The 22,074-nt window shown below is 42.4% G+C and carries 17 protein-coding genes, 2 tRNA genes and 3 rRNA genes; 19 read left to right on the forward strand and 3 right to left on the reverse strand.

The window, feature by feature from the left end; all coding sequences use genetic code 11:
• The first annotated feature begins 10 nt into the window (after positions 1-10).
• The 8 genes from cyoE (at position 11) to C0V70_RS01185 (ending at position 7,562) form a co-directional block, all read left to right on the forward strand.
• A complete protein-coding gene (gene cyoE, locus C0V70_RS01150) occupies positions 11-1,837 on the forward strand; it encodes a heme o synthase (protein WP_102242031.1) in 1,827 nt (608 codons plus the stop codon).
• 85 nt (positions 1,838-1,922) lie between these two features.
• On the forward strand, positions 1,923-2,738 hold the full coding sequence (coxB, locus tag C0V70_RS01155; RefSeq protein WP_102242032.1) for a cytochrome c oxidase subunit II: 816 nt from the start codon (positions 1,923-1,925) through the stop codon (positions 2,736-2,738).
• 37 nt (positions 2,739-2,775) lie between these two features.
• Positions 2,776-4,503 (forward strand): cytochrome c oxidase subunit I, encoded by a 1,728-nt coding sequence (locus C0V70_RS01160; protein WP_102242033.1) that lies wholly within the window; start codon positions 2,776-2,778, stop codon positions 4,501-4,503.
• Between the two features lie 5 nt (positions 4,504-4,508).
• Positions 4,509-5,090, forward strand: a complete 582-nt coding sequence (locus C0V70_RS01165) for a cytochrome c oxidase subunit 3 (RefSeq protein WP_102242034.1) — start codon at positions 4,509-4,511, stop codon at positions 5,088-5,090.
• 11 nt (positions 5,091-5,101) lie between these two features.
• Complete coding sequence (locus tag C0V70_RS01170) at positions 5,102-5,986, forward strand: c-type cytochrome (protein WP_158649514.1); 885 nt, start codon at positions 5,102-5,104, stop codon at positions 5,984-5,986.
• 3 nt (positions 5,987-5,989) lie between these two features.
• Positions 5,990-6,703 (forward strand): SCO family protein, encoded by a 714-nt coding sequence (locus C0V70_RS01175; RefSeq protein WP_102242036.1) that lies wholly within the window; start codon positions 5,990-5,992, stop codon positions 6,701-6,703.
• 16 nt (positions 6,704-6,719) lie between these two features.
• Positions 6,720-7,010 (forward strand): cytochrome C oxidase subunit IV family protein, encoded by a 291-nt coding sequence (locus C0V70_RS01180; protein ID WP_158649515.1) that lies wholly within the window; start codon positions 6,720-6,722, stop codon positions 7,008-7,010.
• A gap of 111 nt (positions 7,011-7,121) precedes the next feature.
• A complete protein-coding gene (locus C0V70_RS01185) occupies positions 7,122-7,562 on the forward strand; it encodes a hypothetical protein (protein ID WP_102242038.1) in 441 nt (146 codons plus the stop codon).
• On the opposite strand, the gene C0V70_RS01190 is transcribed toward C0V70_RS01185, so the two are convergent.
• Positions 7,554-8,270: a protein-tyrosine phosphatase family protein gene (locus C0V70_RS01190; protein ID WP_102242039.1), complete on the reverse strand. Its 717-nt coding sequence runs from the start codon at positions 8,268-8,270 to the stop codon at positions 7,554-7,556. The genes C0V70_RS01185 and C0V70_RS01190 overlap by 9 nt on opposite strands.
• Positions 8,271-8,443: 173 nt before the next feature.
• Between C0V70_RS01190 and ygiD the strand changes: the two genes are divergently transcribed.
• The gene (ygiD, locus tag C0V70_RS01195) at positions 8,444-9,307 is read left to right on the forward strand and encodes a 4,5-DOPA-extradiol-dioxygenase (protein WP_208107759.1); all 864 of its coding nucleotides are present in this window, start codon (positions 8,444-8,446) and stop codon (positions 9,305-9,307) included.
• Positions 9,308-9,357: 50 nt separating this feature from the next.
• Here ygiD and C0V70_RS01200 read toward each other — a convergent pair whose 3' ends face one another.
• Both C0V70_RS01200 and C0V70_RS01205 read right to left on the reverse strand, forming a co-directional pair.
• On the reverse strand, positions 9,358-10,125 hold the full coding sequence (locus tag C0V70_RS01200) for a hypothetical protein (protein WP_102242040.1): 768 nt from the start codon (positions 10,123-10,125) through the stop codon (positions 9,358-9,360).
• A gap of 117 nt (positions 10,126-10,242) precedes the next feature.
• Positions 10,243-10,833: a peptidylprolyl isomerase gene (locus C0V70_RS01205; RefSeq protein ID WP_102242041.1), complete on the reverse strand. Its 591-nt coding sequence runs from the start codon at positions 10,831-10,833 to the stop codon at positions 10,243-10,245.
• Positions 10,834-11,033: 200 nt separating this feature from the next.
• Between C0V70_RS01205 and C0V70_RS01210 the strand changes: the two genes are divergently transcribed.
• The 10 genes from C0V70_RS01210 (at position 11,034) to frr (ending at position 22,071) form a co-directional block, all read left to right on the forward strand.
• Positions 11,034-11,109, forward strand: a tRNA-Ala gene (locus C0V70_RS01210).
• Positions 11,110-11,381: 272 nt separating this feature from the next.
• Positions 11,382-12,932 (forward strand): 16S ribosomal RNA (locus tag C0V70_RS01215).
• Between the two features lie 119 nt (positions 12,933-13,051).
• A tRNA-Ile gene (locus C0V70_RS01220) sits at positions 13,052-13,128 on the forward strand.
• A gap of 138 nt (positions 13,129-13,266) precedes the next feature.
• Positions 13,267-16,185: ribosomal RNA gene (locus tag C0V70_RS01225) — 23S ribosomal RNA — on the forward strand.
• A 134-nt stretch (positions 16,186-16,319) separates the two neighbouring features.
• Positions 16,320-16,436: ribosomal RNA gene (gene rrf / locus C0V70_RS01230) — 5S ribosomal RNA — on the forward strand.
• Together the 16S, 23S and 5S rRNA genes with 2 tRNA genes alongside form the textbook arrangement of a ribosomal RNA operon.
• A gap of 168 nt (positions 16,437-16,604) precedes the next feature.
• The gene (locus C0V70_RS01235; RefSeq protein ID WP_102242042.1) at positions 16,605-19,031 is read left to right on the forward strand and encodes a DNA translocase FtsK; all 2,427 of its coding nucleotides are present in this window, start codon (positions 16,605-16,607) and stop codon (positions 19,029-19,031) included.
• Between the two features lie 172 nt (positions 19,032-19,203).
• Positions 19,204-20,001: a 30S ribosomal protein S2 gene (rpsB, locus tag C0V70_RS01240; protein WP_102242043.1), complete on the forward strand. Its 798-nt coding sequence runs from the start codon at positions 19,204-19,206 to the stop codon at positions 19,999-20,001.
• 38 nt (positions 20,002-20,039) lie between these two features.
• Positions 20,040-20,696 (forward strand): translation elongation factor Ts, encoded by a 657-nt coding sequence (tsf, locus tag C0V70_RS01245; RefSeq protein WP_102242044.1) that lies wholly within the window; start codon positions 20,040-20,042, stop codon positions 20,694-20,696.
• 71 nt (positions 20,697-20,767) lie between these two features.
• The gene (pyrH, locus tag C0V70_RS01250) at positions 20,768-21,478 is read left to right on the forward strand and encodes a UMP kinase (protein WP_102242045.1); all 711 of its coding nucleotides are present in this window, start codon (positions 20,768-20,770) and stop codon (positions 21,476-21,478) included.
• Between the two features lie 35 nt (positions 21,479-21,513).
• On the forward strand, positions 21,514-22,071 hold the full coding sequence (gene frr, locus C0V70_RS01255) for a ribosome recycling factor (RefSeq protein ID WP_102242046.1): 558 nt from the start codon (positions 21,514-21,516) through the stop codon (positions 22,069-22,071).
• Positions 22,072-22,074: the final 3 nt, after the last annotated feature.

The following is a 22,074-nucleotide window of genomic DNA, read 5'->3' on the forward strand; positions in this document are numbered from 1 at the left end:
AGTAAAAGATATGCGTCTTAAGAATCTTTCACTGACTAACGTCATCTTCACATTTGCACTGCTAATGTGGGGGGCAGTTGTTCACAACACTCAATCAAGTCTTGCTTGTCCAGATTGGCCATTATGTTATGACCAGGTTTTTCCAAACATGGAAGGAGCGATTCTTATCGAACACGGCCACCGTCTTCTGGCGAGCTTTGTTGGTTTACTGACAATTGGTATGGTGGTGTTTTCTTTTAACGATAGAAAAAAATCAGAAGCTCACTTACATTTATTCAAAGCTTCTCTTCTGGCCCTTTTCTTAGTTATTGCTCAGGGAGCTCTTGGTGGGATCACTGTTATCTATAAACTTCCTACTATTGTTTCGACATCTCACTTAGGTCTTTCATTAATCTTCTTTTCTTTTATCGTTTACATTCACCACAAAGCTGCGACGCTGGTTAATCCTGCTCGCGAACTTTCGGCCGCTGTAAAAGAGAAGTTCCAGAAGAACTGGAAGCCTGTTGTTCGTCATGGAATTTTATTTTCCCTGGCACTTCTTTATTCTCAAATCCTTCTTGGTGCGTTCATGAGACACGCCGGAGCAGGGGCTGCCTGTGGTCTTGGGCCAAACAGTGCTTTCCTTTGTATGGACGTGGCGAGCTGGTCACTAAAGCTCTGGCCTTCGATGCACCCATCTCAACTTCACATGATTCACCGTATGTACGGCGTGATCGTGTTCCTGGTTGTTTCATTCTTCTCTGTTAAGACTTACCACTTTTTTAAAGGTGATAAGACTTTAAGAACAGCAAGTATTCTTCCTTTTATTTTTGTTTCATTCCAGGTGTTCATCGGAATCATGACTATCTGGCTAAACATGAGTGTTCTTCCAACAACTCTGCACTTAGCAGGGGCTGCTCTTTCTCTGATTTCCCTATGGAAATTAAATTTAATGATGAAGGATGTGGAAGACTCTTTTTTTTTAGGTAATCGTCACTCATTCTTATCTGATGTGGTTGATTTAACAAAACCAAGACTGTCGTTACTAGTTATGGTGACGGCGATGGTGGGGGCTTTAATCGCTCCGGACAAAATCAATTTCTTCAAAGCACTACTGGCCTTCTTTTTAATTACGATGGTGGTTATCGGTGCAGCCGCACTCAACTGCTACATCGAGCGCGAAGTTGATGCGAAGATGAATCGCACAAAAGATCGTCCACTTCCAGCTCAAAGAATGAATCCTAAGACCGCGCTTATCTTTGGTGCAGTCATGATTCTTGTTTCAGTTCCGGCCCTTTGTGTATTTATCAATCTGACGACTGGGGTTCTGGCATTAATTGCCGCAGCTCTTTACCTCTACGCTTACACTCCGATGAAGCAAAAGAGTGAGCTTGCCGTTTACGTAGGGGCAATCCCAGGAGCGATTCCACCTGTTATGGGGTGGACTGCCGTGACGGGTCAAATTGATATCATGGCCATCACACTCTTCTTGATTCTTTTTGTTTGGCAACTTCCACACTTCTTAGCCATCTCGCTTTACCACGCAGATGACTATGGTGCGGCGAGTATTAAGGTTTACCCTAACCTAAAACGTGGAATCACTATTACAAAAGTAGGGATTTTCGTTTTCACGGGCTTTTTGTTCGTGACTTCGCTTCTGCCGTCGATCTTTTCTCATGCAAGTTTTATTTATACCAGAGCAGCATTTGTCCTAAGTGGGATTTTCTTAGTCTACTCGGCCTTTGGATTCTTCATTAAACAAGACCAGGCAAAGGAAAGAGAGTGGGCAAGAAATTACTTCTACGGGTCGCTTTTTTACCTGCCACTACTACTGATGGCGCTCATATTTTTTAAATAGATAAAATTAGAATTTTTGATTATGATTAGACCAATAATTGATAATAATAACGCATCTTTAACTTTCCCAAGACAGGATTGCTGATATGAATCTTCTTTTGAACTTTTTTATGAAATACTTCGTGGCCGGCGCGCAAGCTAATGTTAGCTTTTTTGAAGCGATCAAACCACCAGTTGATATTTCAACAACAGGACACTTAATCGATAGCTTATTCATGCTGACGACTTGGTTGATCCTTTTCTTCTTCGTGCTGGTATGTCTTGGACTTTTTGGTTTCTCATACCTTTACTCAAAAAAGAAACACCCTAAAGCACACTACACTCACGGAACAAGCAGAAAGCAAATTGCTATCGTTGCAGCTATCGGTGCCTTAGTATTCATCATGGTAGATATGCAAATTACGACGATCTCTAACCGTGACTTCGTAAACGTATTCTTAAAATATCCAGATGAAAAAGAAGATATCATTCGCGTAGAAGTTCTTGGGCAACAATGGGCATGGAACTTCCGTTACCCGGGTAAAGACGGAATCTTCAACACTGAAGACGACGTAGTAACTCTTAACGACCTTCGCCTTCCAGTTGGAAAAAAAGTTATCTTCCAGGTTACATCTAAAGACGTAATCCACTCATTATACTTCCCGAACGCTCGTCAAAAAGTCGATGCAATGCCAGGAAGAATTTCAAGACTTTGGTATGAACTAACAAAACCAGGTCTATATGATATTGCCTGCGCCGAAATGTGCGGGACTTTCCACTACAGAATGCAAGCGAAGCTTACTGTGTACACTCAAGAAGAATACAAAACTTGGATGGGTGAGATGCAAGAGCGTGCGCTTAACGTAACTGAAAAAGACAACGCTGACATCTTCTGGGGATGGAAGTGGGTAGCATCTAACTAATTATTGAATTTGATTATTAAAGATAGAGAGGAAACTCATGGCATTTTTTGAACAAGAAATTCACGACGCACCTACGACATTCTTGTCGAAGTACGTTTTCTCATTTGACCACAAAGTCATTGCAAAACAATTCCTGTGGTACGGAATTGCTTTCCTTGGAATTGGCGGGATGATGGCACTTCTTATCCGTTGGACACTGGCTTTTCCTGGAGAACCATTTCCAGTAATCGGGCCAATGCTTTTCCCACACACGGGAGGAGTTGTTCCACCAGATACATATGCTATGTTGTTCACGCTTCACGGAACAATCATGATCTTCTTTGCTATTACTCCAATTTTAATTGGTGCTTTTGGTAACTACTGTATCCCGCTTCTCATTGGTGCACGCGATATGGTTTTCCCAACTCTGAACATGCTTTCTTTCTGGTTAGCATTCGTTTCAGCTGTTCTTCTTCTAGCTTCACTTTTCACTCCATTAGGAGGAGCAGCTGGTGGATGGACTTCTTATCCAACTCTTTCAACATTAATTGGTTCGGCCGGTGTTGGTCAGACTCTTTGGTGTTTATCTTTATTCGTTCTAGGGGTTTCTTCGACAATGGGTGCGGTAAACTATATCGCGACTATCATTACGCTAAGAGCACCGGGAATGGGTTACTTCGACATGCCACTTACGATCTGGGGACTTTGGCTGACAGCAATCTTAAATGCTATCTTCCTTCCAGTTCTTGGGGCAGGTCTTCTTCTTCTAACTTTTGACCGCGTATTCGGAACAACATTCTTTCTTGCTGGAGCAGCTGCTACTTCAGGATCAGGGGACCCGGTACTATTCCAGCACGTTTTCTGGATCTTCGGTCACCCGGAAGTTTACATCCTTATTCTTCCAGCTTGGGGTATCGTTTCTGACCTTCTTTCATTCTTTGCAAGAAAGCCAGCATTCGGAGCTAAAGCTACTGCACTTGCGATGACATCGATCACGATTCTTTCGACTCTGGTTTATGGTCACCACATGTACTCTACTCAAATGTCTCCTCTGTTAACTCAATCTTTCATGATGTTAACAATGACGATCTCAATTCCTTCTGCAGTCTTCTTCGCTAACTGGCTTGGGACACTTTGGAAAGGAGCGATCAGATTCCAAACTCCAATGCTTTTCTCTCTTGGAGTTGTATTCGTATTCGGTCTAGGTGGATTAACTGGTCTATACCTGGCAACTGTTTCAACTGACCTTTACCTACACGATACATATTTCGTAGTTGGTCACTTCCACTACACGATGGCCGCTTCGGTTCTTCTTGGTGGATTCGCTGCTACTTATTTCTGGTTCCCAAAAATGTTCGGTCGCATGATGAACGAAACACTAGGGAAGTGGCACTTCTGGATTTCAATGATCGGTCTAAACGGAATTTTCATGGGAATGATGATTATCGGACACGCTGGTATGCACCGTCGTATCTATAACCCATTCGTCTATGAGTTCCTACAAAACCTAATCCCGCTGAACATGTTCATTACAATTTCAGCGTTAACAATGGGTGCTGCTCAGTTGTTCTTTGTATACAACTTTGTTTACTCAATGTTCAAAGGACCAATTGCTACGCAAAACCCTTGGGAAGTCGGAACACTTGAATGGACAATTCCTTCACCAGCTCCGCACTATAACTTCAAAGAAGTTCCAGTGGTGAAGTGTGGACCACATGAATTCGGTAACCCGAATTTATCTGGTAAAGATTTCCAATATCAAACTGAAGAATTAGTAAGAGCATAATAAAGATGGCACAAGCACAGGCACATAACATCGCACAGGCAAAAGAAGGGGATAAAGTTATCTCTACGATTGCTATGATCGTGACTTTAGTGTCATTCGGAATGTTATTTTTAACATTGATGATGGGCTTTGCGATTTACCGCTTTACTGCTCCAGTATGGCCGCCGGCCGGAATGGAGAAGCCTTCGCTTCTTCTGCCTACAATCAGCACCCTGGTTATTGTTCTGAGCTCTATCATCTATATGTCTTTTGAAAAGAATGTAGTGAAAGGGATGGCAGACAAAAGAGGCCTGACATGGACTCTAATTCTTGGTGTGGCCTTTATGGTAAGCCAGTTTTTATTCTGGAACCAACTGAAGTCTCACGGGATTTTTGTTTCTTCTGGAATTTTTGCTTCGATTATTTACGCTTTCACATGGATCCACGCCGCTCACATTGTAGCAGGTCTTGGACTTCTGGTGTGGTTATATAGCGCGCTTAAGACTGCGGATTCGATGACGGCTGTAAAAGTCGCGAATGTTGGCAAGTTTTGGCACTTTCTCGGAATCGTTTGGATAATAATGTTTGTGACTATTTTCGTTTTATAATGAGGAATACTATGAAAGGTTTGAAACTAACTTTAACCGTCTTCTCACTTCTGGCATTAGTGTCATGTAGTGAAACACACTTCAAAGAAGACAAAATTTTTGCAGGTGGAGTTTATGCTCCGGCAAAAAGTTTGAATGACGGTAAATCACTTTACACTGAATACTGTATGCCATGTCACGGTGTAAACGGAGATGGAAAAGGTGTAGCTGCAAAAGGGCTAACTGTTCCACCAAGAAACTTCAAACTTGGACAGTTTAAATTTGGTAGAGTTGTGTCTGGGGAACTTCCTCATGATGAAGATTTCTACGAGATCCTGAAAAAAGGTCTACATGGTACAGCTATGCTTCCATGGGATTTATCTCAACAACAAATGCATGACGTAGTTCAATACATCAAAACTTTCGCACCAGAAAAGTGGGAAGGAGCTGATAAAAAACTTGGTGACGTGATTGTTGCTGGTAAAGATCCGTACGGAGAGGCCCATAAAGAGAGTGCAATCCAAAGAGGTAAGGAAGTTTTCCACGTAGTTGCTCAATGCTGGACATGCCACAGAGCTTACGTTTCTCACGCAGAATTTAGCCAAATCGCTCAAAAGATTAACGGAGCACCAGTTACTGAATTTGACCCGGATATGTACCACGTAAAGTTACAGCCATCTGATTATGGTGTTGCAACTATGCCACCTGATTTCACATACGACTCTGTTCGTTCTGCAACTACAGTTGAAGAACTATACGTTCGCTTAAACTCTGGTGTTGGCGGAACAGCAATGGCTTCTTGGAAAGGCGTTCTCCAGGACGACGAAATCTGGGCCGTAGCTCATTATGTAAAATCACTAATGGATATGAAGAGAACTCCAGCAAGAGCTAAGCTTCTGGAAAGCATTAAGAATTAATATATGACAACAACAGCGACTGGATTTTATAGAGAAGATAACTGGTTTCAAAAACTAGTCAGAAAGAAATCTTTCTGGCTGCTTTTTTGGGTTCTATCTTTCAGCTATCCAGTGTACAGGACACTTCACCGTACACTTCCGCCACCGCTGCCTGTTTATTACAAGGTTCCAGAATTCACTCTAACAAATGAATTCGGAAAACCTTTTGGAACAAAAGAGCTTCAAGGAAAATTCTATATCGCTAACTTTATGTTCACTTCATGCCCGACAACTTGTCCGGCACTGATGGCGAAAATGGACCTGGTTCAAAAAAGAATCAGAGGACTTGGGACAAAAGCAGCGATTGTGACTTTCACTGTTGATCCAGAAGTTGATACTCCGGAAGTTCTTTATAAGTACGCCAGAAAAAGACACTCAAACCCTTTTATCTGGAACTACTTAACAGGAACGAAGGGCGATCTGGAAAAAATCGTTATCAATGGCTTCAAAGTTCCGATGGGATCAAAAGAGCCGATTGAAAAACAATTAGCAGAAGAAAAAATTACGTTGTTCGATATTGCTCACTCAGAAAAATTAGTTCTGGTAGACGATAAAGGACAAATTAGAGGGTATTACGGAACTGAAAGAGTTGAGATGGATAAAATGATGATCGATCTTGGCCTTCTAGTGAACAACAGCTTCAGTCATGCTCAACCACAACCAGCAGTACAAAATTAGTAAAGAGGAGATAACAATGGGCGACCATAACCACAAAGAATACAAAAGCCACACGAAAGAATATATCATCATATTTTTTGTTCTGACTTTTTTAACTCTACTTGAGCTTATGATTCCAGGTCTGAAAACAGAATACTGGCATAAAGTTGTGGCCCTAGTTGGTCTAGCTTTCGGTAAAGCTTTTGTCGTAGCTTACTTCTATATGCACTTAAAGGAAGAAACAGCATGGATGAAAGTCATTGCAGCCGTTCCTCTTTCAGCGGTTCTTTATGCTGCCGCCCTAATCCTTGAAGGAATGTATCGTTAATCTTTTTCACATTTTTAAATAAAGAGCGGGCCCTTATCGGGCCCGTTTTTATTTGTCTCTTCACCTATCCCACGATAAAAAATACTCATCATTTTATCGGGAGATACACGCATGAAAATGTTTTCACTTTTGGCCCTTCTTATTTCCGCACCAGTAATGGCGGCCAGCGATTCTGTTGGAGTTTTCTACCGTCCGGAAAAAGTTGTCGTTTTAGTTAATGAAAGAGGCGAAGAAGCAGATCTTCAAAACTTAATTAGAAGATTAGGCGCAGGAAAAAATTCTTTCCAGTCCATCTCTCAGGATAAAACAATTAAAGTTGTTTGTGGGAAATCAGAAATCGAAGCGTCTTGCACGTTCACATTTTTTCCAGGATCAAATGTCACTATCAACAGCAACCGTTCGGTTGAAGCTCAAACAACACTTGAAGACCTAGGGATTGCTCTTGTTGATGACATCTCTGTTGGATACGAAAGCTCAATGGGCGATAAATTCACCCTGGAAGTGGCCAATGGAAACATTCACTTCCTAGGAAGCAAAAAGATTTTAAAGTAATTTTGATTTTTTACAGCTGTACTCTTTGAAATTAACTTTCGGGATCACCAGGCCTTTGCACATTGATTTCGAAAGTTTTTTTCCAGGATTCTTCTCAATAAGATCTGCCATCTCCGCAAAGGCAGGAGTCAGTCCATCGCGGACCTTTTTTACGACAGAATAAATCTTAGTCGGATTCCCGGCTTCGTATCCTTTATCGCACATCTCGTTTTCAAAGATCTCTTTTCTCGATTCATTATCACCACGGTAAATTTTGTAAAGCCCGGCCAGGTATCCTGTGCGGTCTTCTCCCAAAGTGCAGTGGAAATAAATTTTTTGATTTTTAGCTTCAGCATTTTTAAGCATATTGAGAGCATCCACTGTCATTTCACAAAAAGCTCCGTAATCAGTGATGTCTTTCCACGGGAAATCCAAATGCATCATATCGCTTTCAGCAACTCCCAGTGACTGGAGAGTTTCAATCTCGCGAGCTATATCCCCGTTAGTATCAATCTTAATCATTAAAAACTTCTCAACTCCTAAGTCTAAAAGTTTTTGCATCTCTTTTTTATTTCTCGGGGCCATCCCGCGGATCACATTTTCTGAAACTAGGTGAGAGTTAGGGATTCCCGTCTCGGTGAAAGTTGAAGGTATGATGGAAGCACTACCGGCAAACGCCTGTGAGTGAGTAGAAGCCAATAACACAAGAGAAAGGATAGAAGCTTTCATATTTTAAGACCTGTTTGAGTTGGCCGGACTATATACTGAATTAGAGCGGCTTCCTATGCCGGTTATAAATATTTCACTCTGTTATAACATTCCCCATCACCTTTCGATTCGCTTATGGAGTCGATAAATTCTTTGAATTATGAATATTTACGAGAGAGGCTTAAAATAGAAGGATGGATAGAAGAACCTTTTTAACATTATCCGGAACAGGACTGATCGCCATGACAGCAACAACTTACATAGGATCAAAATCCACTCAAAAAATGCCGGTGCTCTTTATCGGACATGGGAGCCCTATGAATGCGCTGGCCGATAATGCTTTTACTCGTCATTTAAGAACTTTGGGTGAAACACTTCCTCGCCCGAAAAAAATATTAATGGTTTCAGCTCACTGGATGACCAAAGGAGTAGAGGTTCAGGCTTCTTTAACTCCCAAGATGATTTATGATTTTTATGGATTCCCAAAAGAACTCTCGGATATTGTCTACCCAGCACTTGGAAATCCGGAATTAGCGGGTGAAGTAAAAAATAGCCTGCACATTTATCAGGCCGAGCTTGATCACGACTGGGGATTTGACCACGGAGGGTGGAGTGTCCTTCATCATATGTACCCGAAAGCTGACATTCCGGTAGTGCAGTTGTCACTTAACCAGAATTTTATGAACCTTCGCGATCACCATAAACTTGCTCAGGAATTAAAAAAACTGCGCGGAGAAGGTGTGCTCATTATAGGAAGTGGAAACATCGTCCACAATCTTCGCCAATTAAGCCGCAGTGAAACTGCACCTGTCTTCGAATGGGCCCGCGAGTTTGATGGCATTATTAAAGACGCGATTTTAAAACACGATATGACCCAACTTTTGGCAGAAGATCCTTCAAAGTATCCACTTTGGAAGATGGCCCACCCATCAATCGATCATTATCTGCCTCTTTTATATGTGCTAGGAGCGAGTGACCCGAATGAAAAAGTGATTTTCCCTTATGAAGATTTTGAACTTGGAAGCCTTTCTATGCGCTCGGTTTTAATCGGCGCTTAAGTCCTCCTAAGACTAGAAGGGGCCCTTATCGAGCCCCTTTTTATTTGTGATTATTGGCAAGCTTGAATTCTGATTCCGTATAGACAGCTATTTGTTCTAGCCACTTCTTTCATCGCATTGTACTGAGCTTCAGTTTGGTTTCTTCCCATTCCTGATTTCACCGTTTTTGCATCAACATTTCCACCGTAGTCTTTACATGCAGCTACACAGTAGTTTCTCGATTCATTTGTTAAAATTTCTTCTGTCTTAGCTACTTTAATTCCATATAGACATGAGAATGTTGAAGACACTTTTTGAGTTGCATTTGTTTCGGCCTCAAGAGGAACTCTTCCCTCTGCACTCTGGATTTGTTTTAGCTCGACATTCCCACCGTAGTCTTTACATCCAGCATAGCTAAAGAACCCCAGGCTTCTGTTTGGAGCTTGCATATCATCGATCTGACGACGAAGATCCATATTCTCTCTGATTAAACGGTTATTTGAATCAAGTAGATTATTGTTATCAAAGTTTAGGCGAGAAATTGATTCTGAAAGTGAACGGTTATCGCTGTTTAGACGATCAACTGTATCGTTTAATCTTCTGTTTTCTCTTCTTAATTCTTCAACTTCTCTTCCTCCACCTGGCTTAGATGAATTCTGACAAGAGATAAGTTGAGACTGGAGGTCATTGATTCTTCTATTGGCATTATCAAGATTTTTTAAACACATTGGCAGGTCATCACGCCCACCATTTTTCCCTGGAATAGTAATTCCGACGCGAACGTCTGCTAATGCTTGAAAACTTAATACAGCTAGACCAAGAACGAGTACCTTCTTCATAAAATCTCCTCAGGGAAAGATTGTTAAATGTTTGTAGGAATTATGAACGAAGGCGAGACGAGGATATAGCCCCTTAGTATTTTCTATAAGGGGCCGTCTAAGATTTGAACAGTATGATTAATTAGCTGAAGTGTCTTTTAGATTCAAAGTAATGGAAATAATTCGATCTCCCTTCGATAGTTTAGGAAGAATGTCTAATCCATCCACGACCTGCCCGAAGACAGTATTTTTTCCATCCAAGTGAGGGAGAGTGGTTAAGCTGATATAAAATTGTGAATCAGCAGAGTCATTATCAATTCCATGGGCCATACCCATTGTTCCCTTAATGTGTTGAAGCTCATTGAATTCAGCTTTTAATTTTTGTCCGCTTCCTCCTGTGCCTGTACCAGTAGGATCTCCAGTCTGAATAATGAAATTAGGAATCGCTCTATGAATAATAAGACCATCGTAGAACTTGCTTTGAATTAATTGCATAACTCTAGCAGATGTTCTTGGAGCAGCTTTAGTATAGAAACGGAAAACGATATCACCATGGACTGTTTTCATTGTAGCTGAAGCAGTAGAGAGACCACCGATATCCGTTTTCAATTTCTCAATGTCGATTTCTTCGCCGTTAGGATTCGCTATCACTTCAATTTTATGGCTGTTTCTATTACAGCCAGCGAGTGCAATTAAAGATACGAATAAAAAAAGTTTAATAGTTTTCATATGCCGTCACACGTTAAGCAATTGTTATTAGATAAATTATACCGAGAATCTGAGTTTAAAAAAGTTTTTTTAAAATTTATTAATATTTTCTTAATTTTGTGTTGACACTTTATCATCGTTTGATTAAATTCCTCTTCACGTTTGAAGTTAAGACTGATTGCCGAAACACAAATCATCGTTATAGAAATATATAGATTTTTGGGCGTGTAGCTCAGTTGGGAGAGCATCTGCCTTGCACGCAGAGGGTCGCAGGTTCGATTCCTGTCATGTCCACCATTCTTTCAAAAACTAAACGTAACTTAGTTCTTTAAAATTCTAATAGAGATAAAAGATTTGAAACCGCAAGGTTTCGATTCAAGATGAGAAAGGTCCCAAACAAAAAATATCTGACGTAACTATTCAGTCACGCTGTTAAAAGCTCAAGTTGTAATAAAGTTGAAAGTGATAAAAAGTCGGAGCCAGTACATTTCCTTGTCACTGGTAATTAATGAATAGATCAATCCGTATAGTAGTTTGTTAAATTAAATTTAAATCAAATTTTATATTGAAGCTTGGAGAGTTTGATCCTGGCTCAGAACGAACGCTGGCGGCGTGCCTAACACATGCAAGTCGAACGTGAAAGTCCTTCGGGATGAGTAAAGTGGCGCACGGGTGAGTAACACGTAGGTGACCTGCCTTTTAGAGGGGAATAACCAGAAGAAATTTTGGCTAATGCCGCATACGAAGCACGGTTTTAAGACTGTGCTTGAAAGAATGCCTCTGCATATGCATTCGCTATTAGATGGGCCTGCGGGACATTAGCTAGTTGGTGGGGTAAAGGCCTACCAAGGCGACGATGTCTATCCGGTCTGAGAGGATGATCGGACACACTGGAACTGAGACACGGTCCAGACTCCTACGGGAGGCAGCAGTGGGGAATATTGCGCAATGGGGGAAACCCTGACGCAGCAACGCCGCGTGAGTGAGGAAGGACTTCGGTCTGTAAAGCTCTGTTAATGTGGAAAAATGGCAGTTGGTCTAATAGGCCGATTGTTTGATGGTACACATAGAGGAAGCACCGGCTAACTTCGTGCCAGCAGCCGCGGTAATACGAAGGGTGCAAGCGTTGTTCGGATTTATTGGGCGTAAAGCGCGCGTAGGCGGACCTGCAAGTCAGATGTGAAATCTCGGGGCTCAACCTCGAAACTGCGTCTGAAACTACAGGTCTAGAATCTCGGAGGGGGAAGGGGAATATCGCATGTAGGGGTAAAATCCGTAGATATGCGATGGAACACCAGAGGCGAAGGCGCCTTCCTGGACGAGTATTGACGCTGAGGCGCGAAAGCGTGGGGATCAAACAGGATTAGATACCCTGGTAGTCCACGCTGTAAACGATGAACACTAGATATTGGAGGATTTGACCCCTTCAGTGTCGTAGCTAACGCGTTAAGTGTTCCGCCTGGGAAGTACGGTCGCAAGACTAAAACTCAAAGGAATTGACGGGGGCCCGCACAAGCGGTGGATTATGTGGTTTAATTCGAAGCAACGCGCAGAACCTTACCTAGGCTTGAAATCCTACGAATCCCTTTTAAACGAGGGAGTGCTCTTCGGAGAATGTAGTGACAGGCGCTGCATGGCTGTCGTCAGCTCGTGTCGTGAGATGTTGGGTTAAGTCTCGCAACGAGCGCAACCCCCATTTTTAGTTGCCAGCATTAAGTTGGGCACTCTAGAAAGACTGCCTGGGCTAACCAGGAGGAAGGTGGGGATGACGTCAAGTCCTCATGGCCCTTATGTCTAGGGCTACACACGTAATACAATGGTCGGTACAAAGGGATGCGAACTCGCGAGGGGGAGCCAATCTCAAAAAACCGATCTCAGTCCGGATTGGAGTCTGCAACTCGACTCCATGAAGTTGGAATCGCTAGTAATCGCGGATCAGCACGCCGCGGTGAATACGTTCCCGGGCCTTGTACACACCGCCCGTCACACCATGGGAGTTGTTTTTACCTGAAGCCGTGGCCCTAACCGCAAGGAGGGGAGCGTCTACGGTCGAAACGATGACTGGGGTGAAGTCGTAACAAGGTAGCCGTAGGGGAACCTGCGGCTGGATCACCTCCTTTTAAAGGATCCAGCTCTATAGGAGCTTTATCCGGTCAAATTGTTTGGAAGACCTTTCTTATTTTTGAATTTCTTTAGATCTATAAGAGAAATATTTTGTTTCAATCTAATTATAAAAATTGGGTTTGTAGCTCAGGTGGTTAGAGTACGTCCCTGATAAGGACGGGGTCGCAAGTTCGAGTCTTGCCAGACCCACCATTAATTAGGACGAATTGAAGCATTAGCTCTTTAACATTGACATAACAGGATCAGATAGAAGACGAGAACCCATGTAAGTAACGAGAGTAATGCCCTCGTTATTTGAAATTAAATTAAATATAACTTAATAACAAAATGAAAAAAGCTATTAAGGGTGTATGGGGAATATCTTGGCAGCAAGAGGCGAAGAAGGACGTATATTAGCCAGCGAAATGCATCGGGGAGTCGGCAAATAGACTTTGATCCGGTGATGTCCGAATGGGGAAACCTTCACACTTGAAAGAGTGTGAACCATGTAATGAGTAAACTAGTTACATAGGAGCGAACGCAGGGAATTGAAACATCTTAGTACCTGCAGGAAGAGTAATCAAACGAGATTCCGGCAGTAGCGGCGAGCGAAATCGGAAGAGCCCAAACCAGAATACTTGTATTCTGGGGTTGTAGGACTCACATACGGAAAGGCAATTATAGGAGAACGGTCTGGGAAGTCCGGTCAAAGAAGGTGAAAACCCTGTATCCGAAATGATTGTCCTCTAGTGAGTATCCTGAGTAGGACGAGGCACGTGAAACCTTGTCTGAAGCTGGGGGGACCACCCTCCAAGGCAAAATACTACTTGCTGACCGATAGTGAACAAGTACCGTGAGGGAAAGATGAAAAGAACCCCGATGAGGGGAGTGAAATAGATCTTGAAACCATACACTTACAAACAGTCAGAGGGTTATTGTAAAGCCTGATGACGTACCTTTTGCATTATGATTCAGCGAGTTATGATATGTTGCGAGGTTAAGCCGTTGCAGGTGTAGCCGTAGGGAAACCGAGTCTGAATAGGGCGATTAGTAGCATGTCATAGACCCGAAACGGGATGAGCTAGCCATGAACAGGTTGAAGCGGGGGTAATACCTCGTGGAGGACCGAACTCGTGACGGTTGAAAACGTCTGGGATGATTTGTGGTTAGGGGTGAAAGGCCAATCAAATTCCGTGATAGCTGGTTCTCTCCGAAATGCATTTAGGTGCAGCGTCCGACGAATACCAATGGGGGTATAGCACTGACTTGGCTAGGGGGCTTACCAGCTTACCAAACCATATCAAACTCACAATACCATTGAGTACTATCGGGCAGTGACACGGCGGATGCTAAGGTCCGTCGTGAAAAGGGAAAGAGCCCAGACCATCAGCTAAGGTCCCAAAATCGTCGCTAAGTGGAGAAGGTTGTGGAATTACTTTGACATCCAGGAGGTTGGCTTAGAAGCAGCCACCCTTTAAAGAAAGCGTAATAGCTCACTGGACTAGTGATTCTGCGCCGAAAATGTAACGGGGCTAAAGTGACGTACCGAAGCTATGGAATATGTAAATATTGGTAGGAGAGCATTGTGTTTGCCGATGAAGGCGTACCGTAAGGAGCGCTGGAGGTCTCACAAGAGCTGATGCTGAAATGAGTAGCGATAAGAAGTGTGAGAATCACTTCCGCCGTAAATCTAAGGGTTCCTGGGCCAGGTGACTCCGCCCAGGGTTAGTCGGGTTCTAACATGAGGCCGAAAGGCGTAGTGGATGACCAACAGGTTAATATTCCTGTACTTAGTAAAAATCGTTTGACTAGATGGAATGACGGAGAAAGGTAGTGAAGCCACTTATTGGTTGTGGTTTAAGTATGTAGGGGGTCGATTAGGCAAATCCGGTCGGCGTTAACTCTGAGATACGAATACGAGCGCAAGCGAAGTTCATGATCCTCGGCTTCCCAGAAAAGTTTCGCTAGGAGATTTTTATTAACCCGTACCATAAACCGACACAGGTAGATGAGGAGAGAATCCTCAGGCGCTTGGGAGAACTCTTGTTAAGGAACTCTGCAAATTGGTGCCGTAACTTCGGGAGAAGGCACGCCTTTGATGGTAAGATCACTTGCTGGTCAAGCTGTTGGAGGTCGCAGTGAAAAGGGGGTAGCGACTGTTTATCAAAAACACAGGTCTATGCAAACACGTAAGTGGAAGTATATGGGCTGACGCCTGCCCGGTGCTGGAAGGTTAAAAGGAGAGGTTATCGCAAGAGAAGCTTTGAATTGAAGCCCCAGTAAACGGCGGCCGTAACTATAACGGTCCTAAGGTAGCGAAATTCCTAGTCGGGTAAGTTCCGACCTGCACGAATGGCGTAACGACTTCCCCACTGTCTCAACAGGAGACCCAGCGAAATTGGTGAGCGCGTGAAGAAACGCGCTACCCGCGGAAGGACGAAAAGACCCCGTGAACCTTTACTGTAGCTTGGCATTGGGTTTCGATTAACATTGCGTAGGATAGGTGGGAGTTTTTGATCCGTGCATTCCGGTGTACGGGGAGACAACCTTGAAATACCACCCTATGTTAATTGGAATCCTAACCTACGATCGTAATCCGGTCGGGGGACAATGTCTGGTGGGCAGTTTGACTGGGGCGGTCGCCTCCTAAAGAGTAACGGAGGCGCACGAAGGTTCCCTCAGGCCGAATGGAAACCGGCCATAGAGTGTAAACGCATAAGGGAGCTTGACTGTGAGGCAAACGAGCCGAGCAGGTGCGAAAGCAGGTGTTAGTGATCCGGTGGTTCCGAGTGGAAGGGCCATCGCTCAACGGATAAAAGGTACTCCGGGGATAACAGGCTGATCTCCCCCAAGAGTTCACATCGACGGGGAGGTTTGGCACCTCGATGTCGGCTCATCGCATCCTGGGGCTGGAGCAGGTCCCAAGGGTTTGACTGTTCGTCAATTAAAGCGGTACGCGAGCTGGGTTCAGAACGTCGTGAGACAGTTCGGTCTCTATCCTCCGTGGGCGTAAGAAATTTGAGTAAATCTGACCTTAGTACGAGAGGACCGGGTTGGACGAACCTATGGTGAACCGGTTATGACGCCAGTTGTATCGCCGGGTAGCTAAGTTCGGAAGGGATAACCGCTGAAAGCATCTAAGTGGGAAGCCTATTACAAGATAAGATTTCTATTAAGACAACTTCTAGACTAGGAGTTTGATAGGTTGGGGGTGTAAGAGCAGTAATGCTTTGAGCTGACCAATACTAATTTGTCGTTTTGCTTTTTTTTGATTACATGGGTTCTGCTTTTATTTGGTCTTGTTTTGTGAATGTTAAAAATGTTCAAAAATGAGGTTGATTTGTAGTGTTGAAAGACATATAAACAGCTTCGAAATTATAATTTGTTAACGATATATCCAGTTTGGGTGTGTTATTAGCGAAGAGGAAACACCCGATCCCATCCCGAACTCGGAAGTTAAGCTCTTCAGCGCCGAAGGTAGTGCCAGGGAAGCTTGGTGTGAGAAAAGGTCAATGCACCCTCTTATTTTATAAAAAACCCGAGCTTGTTCTCGGGTTTTTTTATGCCTTTTTTTCAATTCACAAGAACTTTATCGATGTTAAACCTGCAGTATTTAATAAGGTGTCATGAGCACTTGATACGCGGATGTTTTCAGTTGAGTTCGACAAAGCATGATGTAGAATTTAAGTATGATGAATACAAAAATACTTAAATATGAGCTTTTTACTCTTTTTTTCCTGACGATTATTACTTTGGTGGTGTTTTATTACAGAGACACTTTGCCGGATAATTATCTTTCGATATCGTCAGCATCATCGAGCGGATTTTTCAGCTACTATGTGACAAGTTTTTTAAATTTCATCAATTATTATTCTGGGCCGTGGGTTTTCGTTCCATGTGCCATCTTTACTTCATTCTATGTTTTGGTCTTTTCAAAAAGAGCAGACTGGATTGATGCCTTAAACATCTTTTCACTTTCAATTTTTTCCCTACTTACTATTTTCTATTTTCAACCATCGCTTTTAGGAGCGGGTTTATATCAAATTCTTGATATGACGTTTTCTGCTTTTTCAATGTTCTTAGTTTGGGCAGCAGCGGGGACCTTGTTTTTATGGGGGGCTTTTAGAGGTGGATTCACTGAAAAAGTTCAACAAGCGACTTCTGGATTTAAGAATTTTGATTACAAGGCTGCGACAGCTCCAGTTCAGGAGAAGTTTTTATTACTTAAAGACAAGTTTATTAAACCGAAAGCTGAGGGCGAGGATGAGCTTGAAGAAGAAATGGCAGAAGAGTCAATGGTGGCAGCACCGGCAGCACTTCCAATGTCAAAAGCTGCTTTAAAAGCTAAAGAAGCTGAGAAAGCGTCTAAAGAAGAAGTGGCTCCGATTTTACTTCCGGATCATTCTCTAACTGCTGAAAATGCAGAAGAAGTTAAGACTGAAGCGTTCCTTGTTCCAATTACTGAGGCGAAAAAAGTTGAGCCGGCAGTGGTTGATGAAGATGAAATGGAAGAGCATTTACCAGTGGTGGTACAGTCCTCTCATGATGACGATGAGTATGTGGATGAGTCTGAGATCTCAATATTTAAAAATCGTGCTCATAAAGTTGATAGTTTTGACGATGATCAGTACTACAACCTGGTTAAGTTGGGGAATACGAAAAAAGAGACGAAATTTCATCAACCGGATGAAAAATATTTCCACGATATTATCTCTAAAATTCAGGCGAAGCTTGGAGAATTTAAGATTCAAGGTCAGATCATCAATGTTCTTAAAGGGCCGGTGGTTGATACTTTTGAATGGGAGCTTGGACCAGGGGAGAAGGTTTCTCGTCTGACTTCAATTGCAGAAGACTTATCACTTGCGCTTTCTGGATCGCCGATTCGTATGGTTTACCCAATGAAAGGGAGAACAACAGTAGGGATCGAGGTTCCAAGAAATCCGCGTGATTTTATTTTCCTTGATGAAATTATTGGATCGAAAGATTTTACAAATACTTCTCACCATCTTCCGTTGGCGATGGGGAAAGATGCTTTCGGTGAGCCGGTTGTCGTAGACCTGGCAGCAATGCCACACATGCTGGTTGCCGGATCAACTGGTGCTGGTAAGTCGGTGTTCATTAACTCGGTTCTGGTATCGCTTTTAATTAAGAAGTCGCCTAACCAAATGAAGCTGATCCTGATTGACCCGAAACAGCTGGAGCTTGCACTTTATTCTCGTCTTCCTCACTTGCTGATGCCGGTTATTACCGAGCCAAAGACGGCGGCGACTTCGCTTCTGTGGGCATGCCAGGAAATGGATAGACGATACACAATCATGTCGGAATTTGGGGTGAGAAACATTGAAGGTTTCAACCATAAATTAAAAAATGCTCAACCTCAGGCGCTGGAAAAATTAAGAAAGCACTATGAGTATGCGAGCGAAGACACGTATGAGCTTCCATTCATTGTTATTATTGTGGATGAGTTTGCAGATCTTATTCTTTCAGCAAAAGGGAAAGAGATTGAAACGCAAATTAACCGTCTGGCGGCGAAGGCCCGTGCCGCTGGGATTCACTTAATTGTTGCGACTCAGAGACCTTCGGTTGACGTTATTACCGGGGTTATCAAGTCGAACTTCCCAACCCGCGTTTCTTTCCGTGTAACGAGTTCGCAAGACTCGAGAACGATTTTAAATGCGATGGGAGCGGAAAAACTACTTGGTAAAGGGGATATGCTTTACAAGTATGGTGTAGATACGACCCGCATCCACTCGGCATTTATTGATGAGGCCGAGATTGAAGCTCTGGCCGATAAATTGTCGGAAATGACTCCAGAATACAACCCGCACATTATGGAATTCCTGGAAAATGGTGGAGAAGAAGAACCGATGGCAGCTGTCACAACTCGCGAGGGCGGTGAGTCTTCATCGGGTGGACGAGATGACAAATATGATGAGGCAGTTCGTGTGGTGTTAGAGCATCGTTCAGCGAGTGCTTCACTGCTTCAAAGGCGTCTTGGAGTAGGGTATAACCGAGCGGCCAACTTGATTGAAGAGATGGAAGCTCAAGGTGTTGTAGGGCCTGCGCAGGGTTCCAAGCCACGTAAAGTTTTGATGGGTTCTGAGTCGTTAACTTAAATAGATTTTCATTGGAGATTTGAGAGGGAAAACCCCTCTTGAATCTCTCATATTCCTTGCAAAAACTTACTCTTCCGTGTTACATATCTAGCTCATTAATAATTTCAGTTGTCTGAAATGTTGGTCCGTCTTTGGCGGCTCACAGACAATTCGATTAACCAACGGAGTATCTATGTCAGAATTATCTCTAAAAGGCCTACTAGAAGCAGGTGCACACTTTGGTCACCAGACTGAAAAGTGGAACCCAAAAATGAAAAAATACGTTTATGGTGAGAAGAACGGTATCTACATTATCGATCTTGCTAAAACTATTCCTCTTGCAAAAGACGCTTACGATTTCCTAAAGAAAACTGCTTCTGAAGGAAAGCCAGTTCTTTTCGTAGGAACAAAAAGACAAGCACAAGACGTTGTAACAAAAGCTGCTCAAGACTGTGGAGCAAACTACGTTACTTCAAGATGGTTAGGTGGAATGCTTACAAACTACAAAACTGTAGCTCTATCTATCGATAAAATTCGCAAAGTAGAAAAAATGAAAGAAACAGGAGATTTCGGTCTTCTAACTAAAAAAGAAAGAATCAACATCGAGAAAGAAGTTATTAAACTTGAAAAAGTTCTTGGTGGGATTAAAGAAATGAGAAAGCTTCCAGGAGCTCTTTTTGTTATCGATCCAAACAACGAAAGAATCGCTATCCAAGAAGCTAACAACCTAGGGATCCCTGTTGTAGCTATCACAGATACAAACTGTGACCCAACTGGTGTTGATTTCGTAGTTCCAGGAAACGACGATGCAATCAAGTCTGTGTCTATGTTCACAGAATACTTCGCTAACTCAGTAGCAGAAGGATTAAACCTTGCTAAGAAGAACAACAAGCTTGAAAAAGGTTCAAAAGATTCTTCTCGTGACCTTGCTCTTGAAAAAGAAATCATCAGCAAATTCGAAAACGATATCGATCTTGCTGACGAAGAATAATTTTTAAGAACTTAATTTAAACGATAAAGGGAATAGATATGACACAAATTACTGCAAAGCTTGTTTCTGAACTAAGAGAAAAAACTGGCGCTGGAATGATGGACTGTAAAAAAGCACTTGGGGAAACTAATGGTGACCTTGAAAAAGCGATCGATTACCTAAGACAAAAAGGTCTTGCAGCTGCTCAGAAAAAACAATCTAGAATTGCAGCTGAAGGTGCAATCGGATCATACATCCACGGTGGAAGAATTGGTGTAATGGTTGAAATCAACTGTGAAACTGACTTCGTAGCAAAGTCTGACGATTTCCAAAACTTCGTAAAAGACGTAGCTATGCACATCGCTGCTGCTGATCCAAAATTCGTAAGATCTTCTGAAATGGACCAAGCGTTCGTAGAAAGAGAAATTGCGATCTATACAGCTCAGTTAAAAGAAGAAGGAAAACCAGAAGCAATGATCTCTAAGATCGTTGAAGGGAAAGTTAAAAAACTTTCTACTGAAGTTTGTCTTCTTGATCAAAAATTTATCAAGAACCCAGACATTTCAGTTCAAGACCTAATCAATGAACTAACAATCAAAATCGGAGAGAAAATCGACGTTAGAAGATTCGCTAAGTTCACACTTGGAGAAGGTATTGAGAAGAAAGTTGACGACTTCGCAGCTGAAGTTGCTTCAATGACTGGTGGAAAACAGTAATTAAGAATTTACCAAACACAAAAAGGGGCTCAAAAGGCCCCTTTTTTTTGACCCAAATTTGAGGAAATCTAATGAAGTATAATCGCATTCTTTTAAAGCTTTCAGGAGAGGCACTTGCTGGTGAGCAAGGGCATGGAATTTCAGCAGACGTTCTGACAAACATTGCAACTGAGGTGAAAGAACTTCAGGCCATGGGTGTTGAGATCGCAATCGTTATCGGTGGTGGTAACATTCACCGTGGAGTAGCTGGAGCTACAAAAGGAATGGATAGAACGACATCTGATCACATGGGAATGCTGGCGACAGTTATCAACTCTCTGGCACTTCAAGACAGCCTTGAGAGACATGGAATCAATACACGCGTACTGACAGCGATCGACATGCAAGAAATCGCTGAGCCATACATCAGAAGACGTGCAGTTCGCCACCTTGAAAAGAAAAGAGTGGTGATTTTCGCGGCAGGAACAGGGAACCCGTACTTTACGACGGATACCGCTGCGGCGCTTCGTGCTAACGAAATTGACGCACATGTAATCATGAAAGCAACAAAAGTTGATGGAATTTACGATAAAGATCCAATGAAGTTTAAAGATGCTGTAAAAATTGATAAACTAAAGTTTATCGACGTTCTAAATAAAGGCATTTCGGTCATGGACTCTACGGCCATAAGTCTTTGTATGGACAACGAAATTGATATTCTTGTTTTCAATATGTTTGAAGAAGGAAATATCAAGCGCGCAGTAATGGGCGAAACAATTGGAACGATTGTAACTAACAAATAGATAACATAACTATTTCTAACTAAGGGGACGTCATTATGATGAATGAAACAAAAACTTCATTAAATGATTCAATGAAAAAAGCAGTTGATTCACTTAAGCACCAACTTACAAAAGTACGCACAGGAAGAGCATCTGCTTCTATCCTTGATGGAGTACAAGTTGAATACTACGGGACAATGAGCCCGATTTCTCAGCTAGGACAAATTTCAACTCCAGAAGCTCGTTTACTTCAAATTCAGCCATTCGATAAAACGATGATCGCTGCAATTGAAAAAGCAATCTTTGGTGCAAACCTTGGTGTAACTCCAACGAACGATGGAAATTTTGTTCGTCTTAACTTTCCTTCATTAACTGAAGACAAAAGAAAAGACATTGCAAAAGAAATTAAGAAAATCGGTGAAGACGCTAAAGTTGTTCTTAGAAACTTAAGACGTGACTCTAACGAAGCTGTAAAAAAAGCAGAAAAAGATAAAGTTATTTCTGAAGATGAATCAAAAAAAATTCAAACAGAAATTCAAAACATCACTGATAAATTTACAAAAGAAATCGACACTGTTGTTTCGAACAAAGAAAAAGAAGTTCTAGCAATCTAATAA

The organism is Bacteriovorax stolpii (assembly GCF_002872415.1).
Lineage (GTDB): Bacteria > Bdellovibrionota > Bacteriovoracia > Bacteriovoracales > Bacteriovoracaceae > Bacteriovorax > Bacteriovorax stolpii.

What these genes read in the sequence shown, in the direction of transcription:
- cyoE (WP_102242031.1), top strand. Translation starts at nt 11, where the DNA reads ATGCGTCTTAAGAATCTTTCACTGACTAACGTCATCTTCACATTTGCA.
- coxB (WP_102242032.1), top strand. Translation starts at nt 1,923, where the DNA reads ATGAATCTTCTTTTGAACTTTTTTATGAAATACTTCGTGGCCGGCGCG.
- C0V70_RS01160 (WP_102242033.1), top strand. Translation starts at nt 2,776, where the DNA reads ATGGCATTTTTTGAACAAGAAATTCACGACGCACCTACGACATTCTTG.
- C0V70_RS01165 (WP_102242034.1), top strand. Translation starts at nt 4,509, where the DNA reads ATGGCACAAGCACAGGCACATAACATCGCACAGGCAAAAGAAGGGGAT.
- C0V70_RS01170 (WP_158649514.1), top strand. Translation starts at nt 5,102, where the DNA reads ATGAAAGGTTTGAAACTAACTTTAACCGTCTTCTCACTTCTGGCATTA.
- C0V70_RS01175 (WP_102242036.1), top strand. Translation starts at nt 5,990, where the DNA reads ATGACAACAACAGCGACTGGATTTTATAGAGAAGATAACTGGTTTCAA.
- C0V70_RS01180 (WP_158649515.1), top strand. Translation starts at nt 6,720, where the DNA reads ATGGGCGACCATAACCACAAAGAATACAAAAGCCACACGAAAGAATAT.
- C0V70_RS01185 (WP_102242038.1), top strand. Translation starts at nt 7,122, where the DNA reads ATGAAAATGTTTTCACTTTTGGCCCTTCTTATTTCCGCACCAGTAATG.
- C0V70_RS01190 (WP_102242039.1), bottom strand. Translation starts at nt 8,270, where the DNA reads ATGAAAGCTTCTATCCTTTCTCTTGTGTTATTGGCTTCTACTCACTCA.
- ygiD (WP_208107759.1), top strand. Translation starts at nt 8,444, where the DNA reads ATGGATAGAAGAACCTTTTTAACATTATCCGGAACAGGACTGATCGCC.
- C0V70_RS01200 (WP_102242040.1), bottom strand. Translation starts at nt 10,125, where the DNA reads ATGAAGAAGGTACTCGTTCTTGGTCTAGCTGTATTAAGTTTTCAAGCA.
- C0V70_RS01205 (WP_102242041.1), bottom strand. Translation starts at nt 10,833, where the DNA reads ATGAAAACTATTAAACTTTTTTTATTCGTATCTTTAATTGCACTCGCT.
- C0V70_RS01235 (WP_102242042.1), top strand. Translation starts at nt 16,605, where the DNA reads ATGATGAATACAAAAATACTTAAATATGAGCTTTTTACTCTTTTTTTC.
- rpsB (WP_102242043.1), top strand. Translation starts at nt 19,204, where the DNA reads ATGTCAGAATTATCTCTAAAAGGCCTACTAGAAGCAGGTGCACACTTT.
- tsf (WP_102242044.1), top strand. Translation starts at nt 20,040, where the DNA reads ATGACACAAATTACTGCAAAGCTTGTTTCTGAACTAAGAGAAAAAACT.
- pyrH (WP_102242045.1), top strand. Translation starts at nt 20,768, where the DNA reads ATGAAGTATAATCGCATTCTTTTAAAGCTTTCAGGAGAGGCACTTGCT.
- frr (WP_102242046.1), top strand. Translation starts at nt 21,514, where the DNA reads ATGATGAATGAAACAAAAACTTCATTAAATGATTCAATGAAAAAAGCA.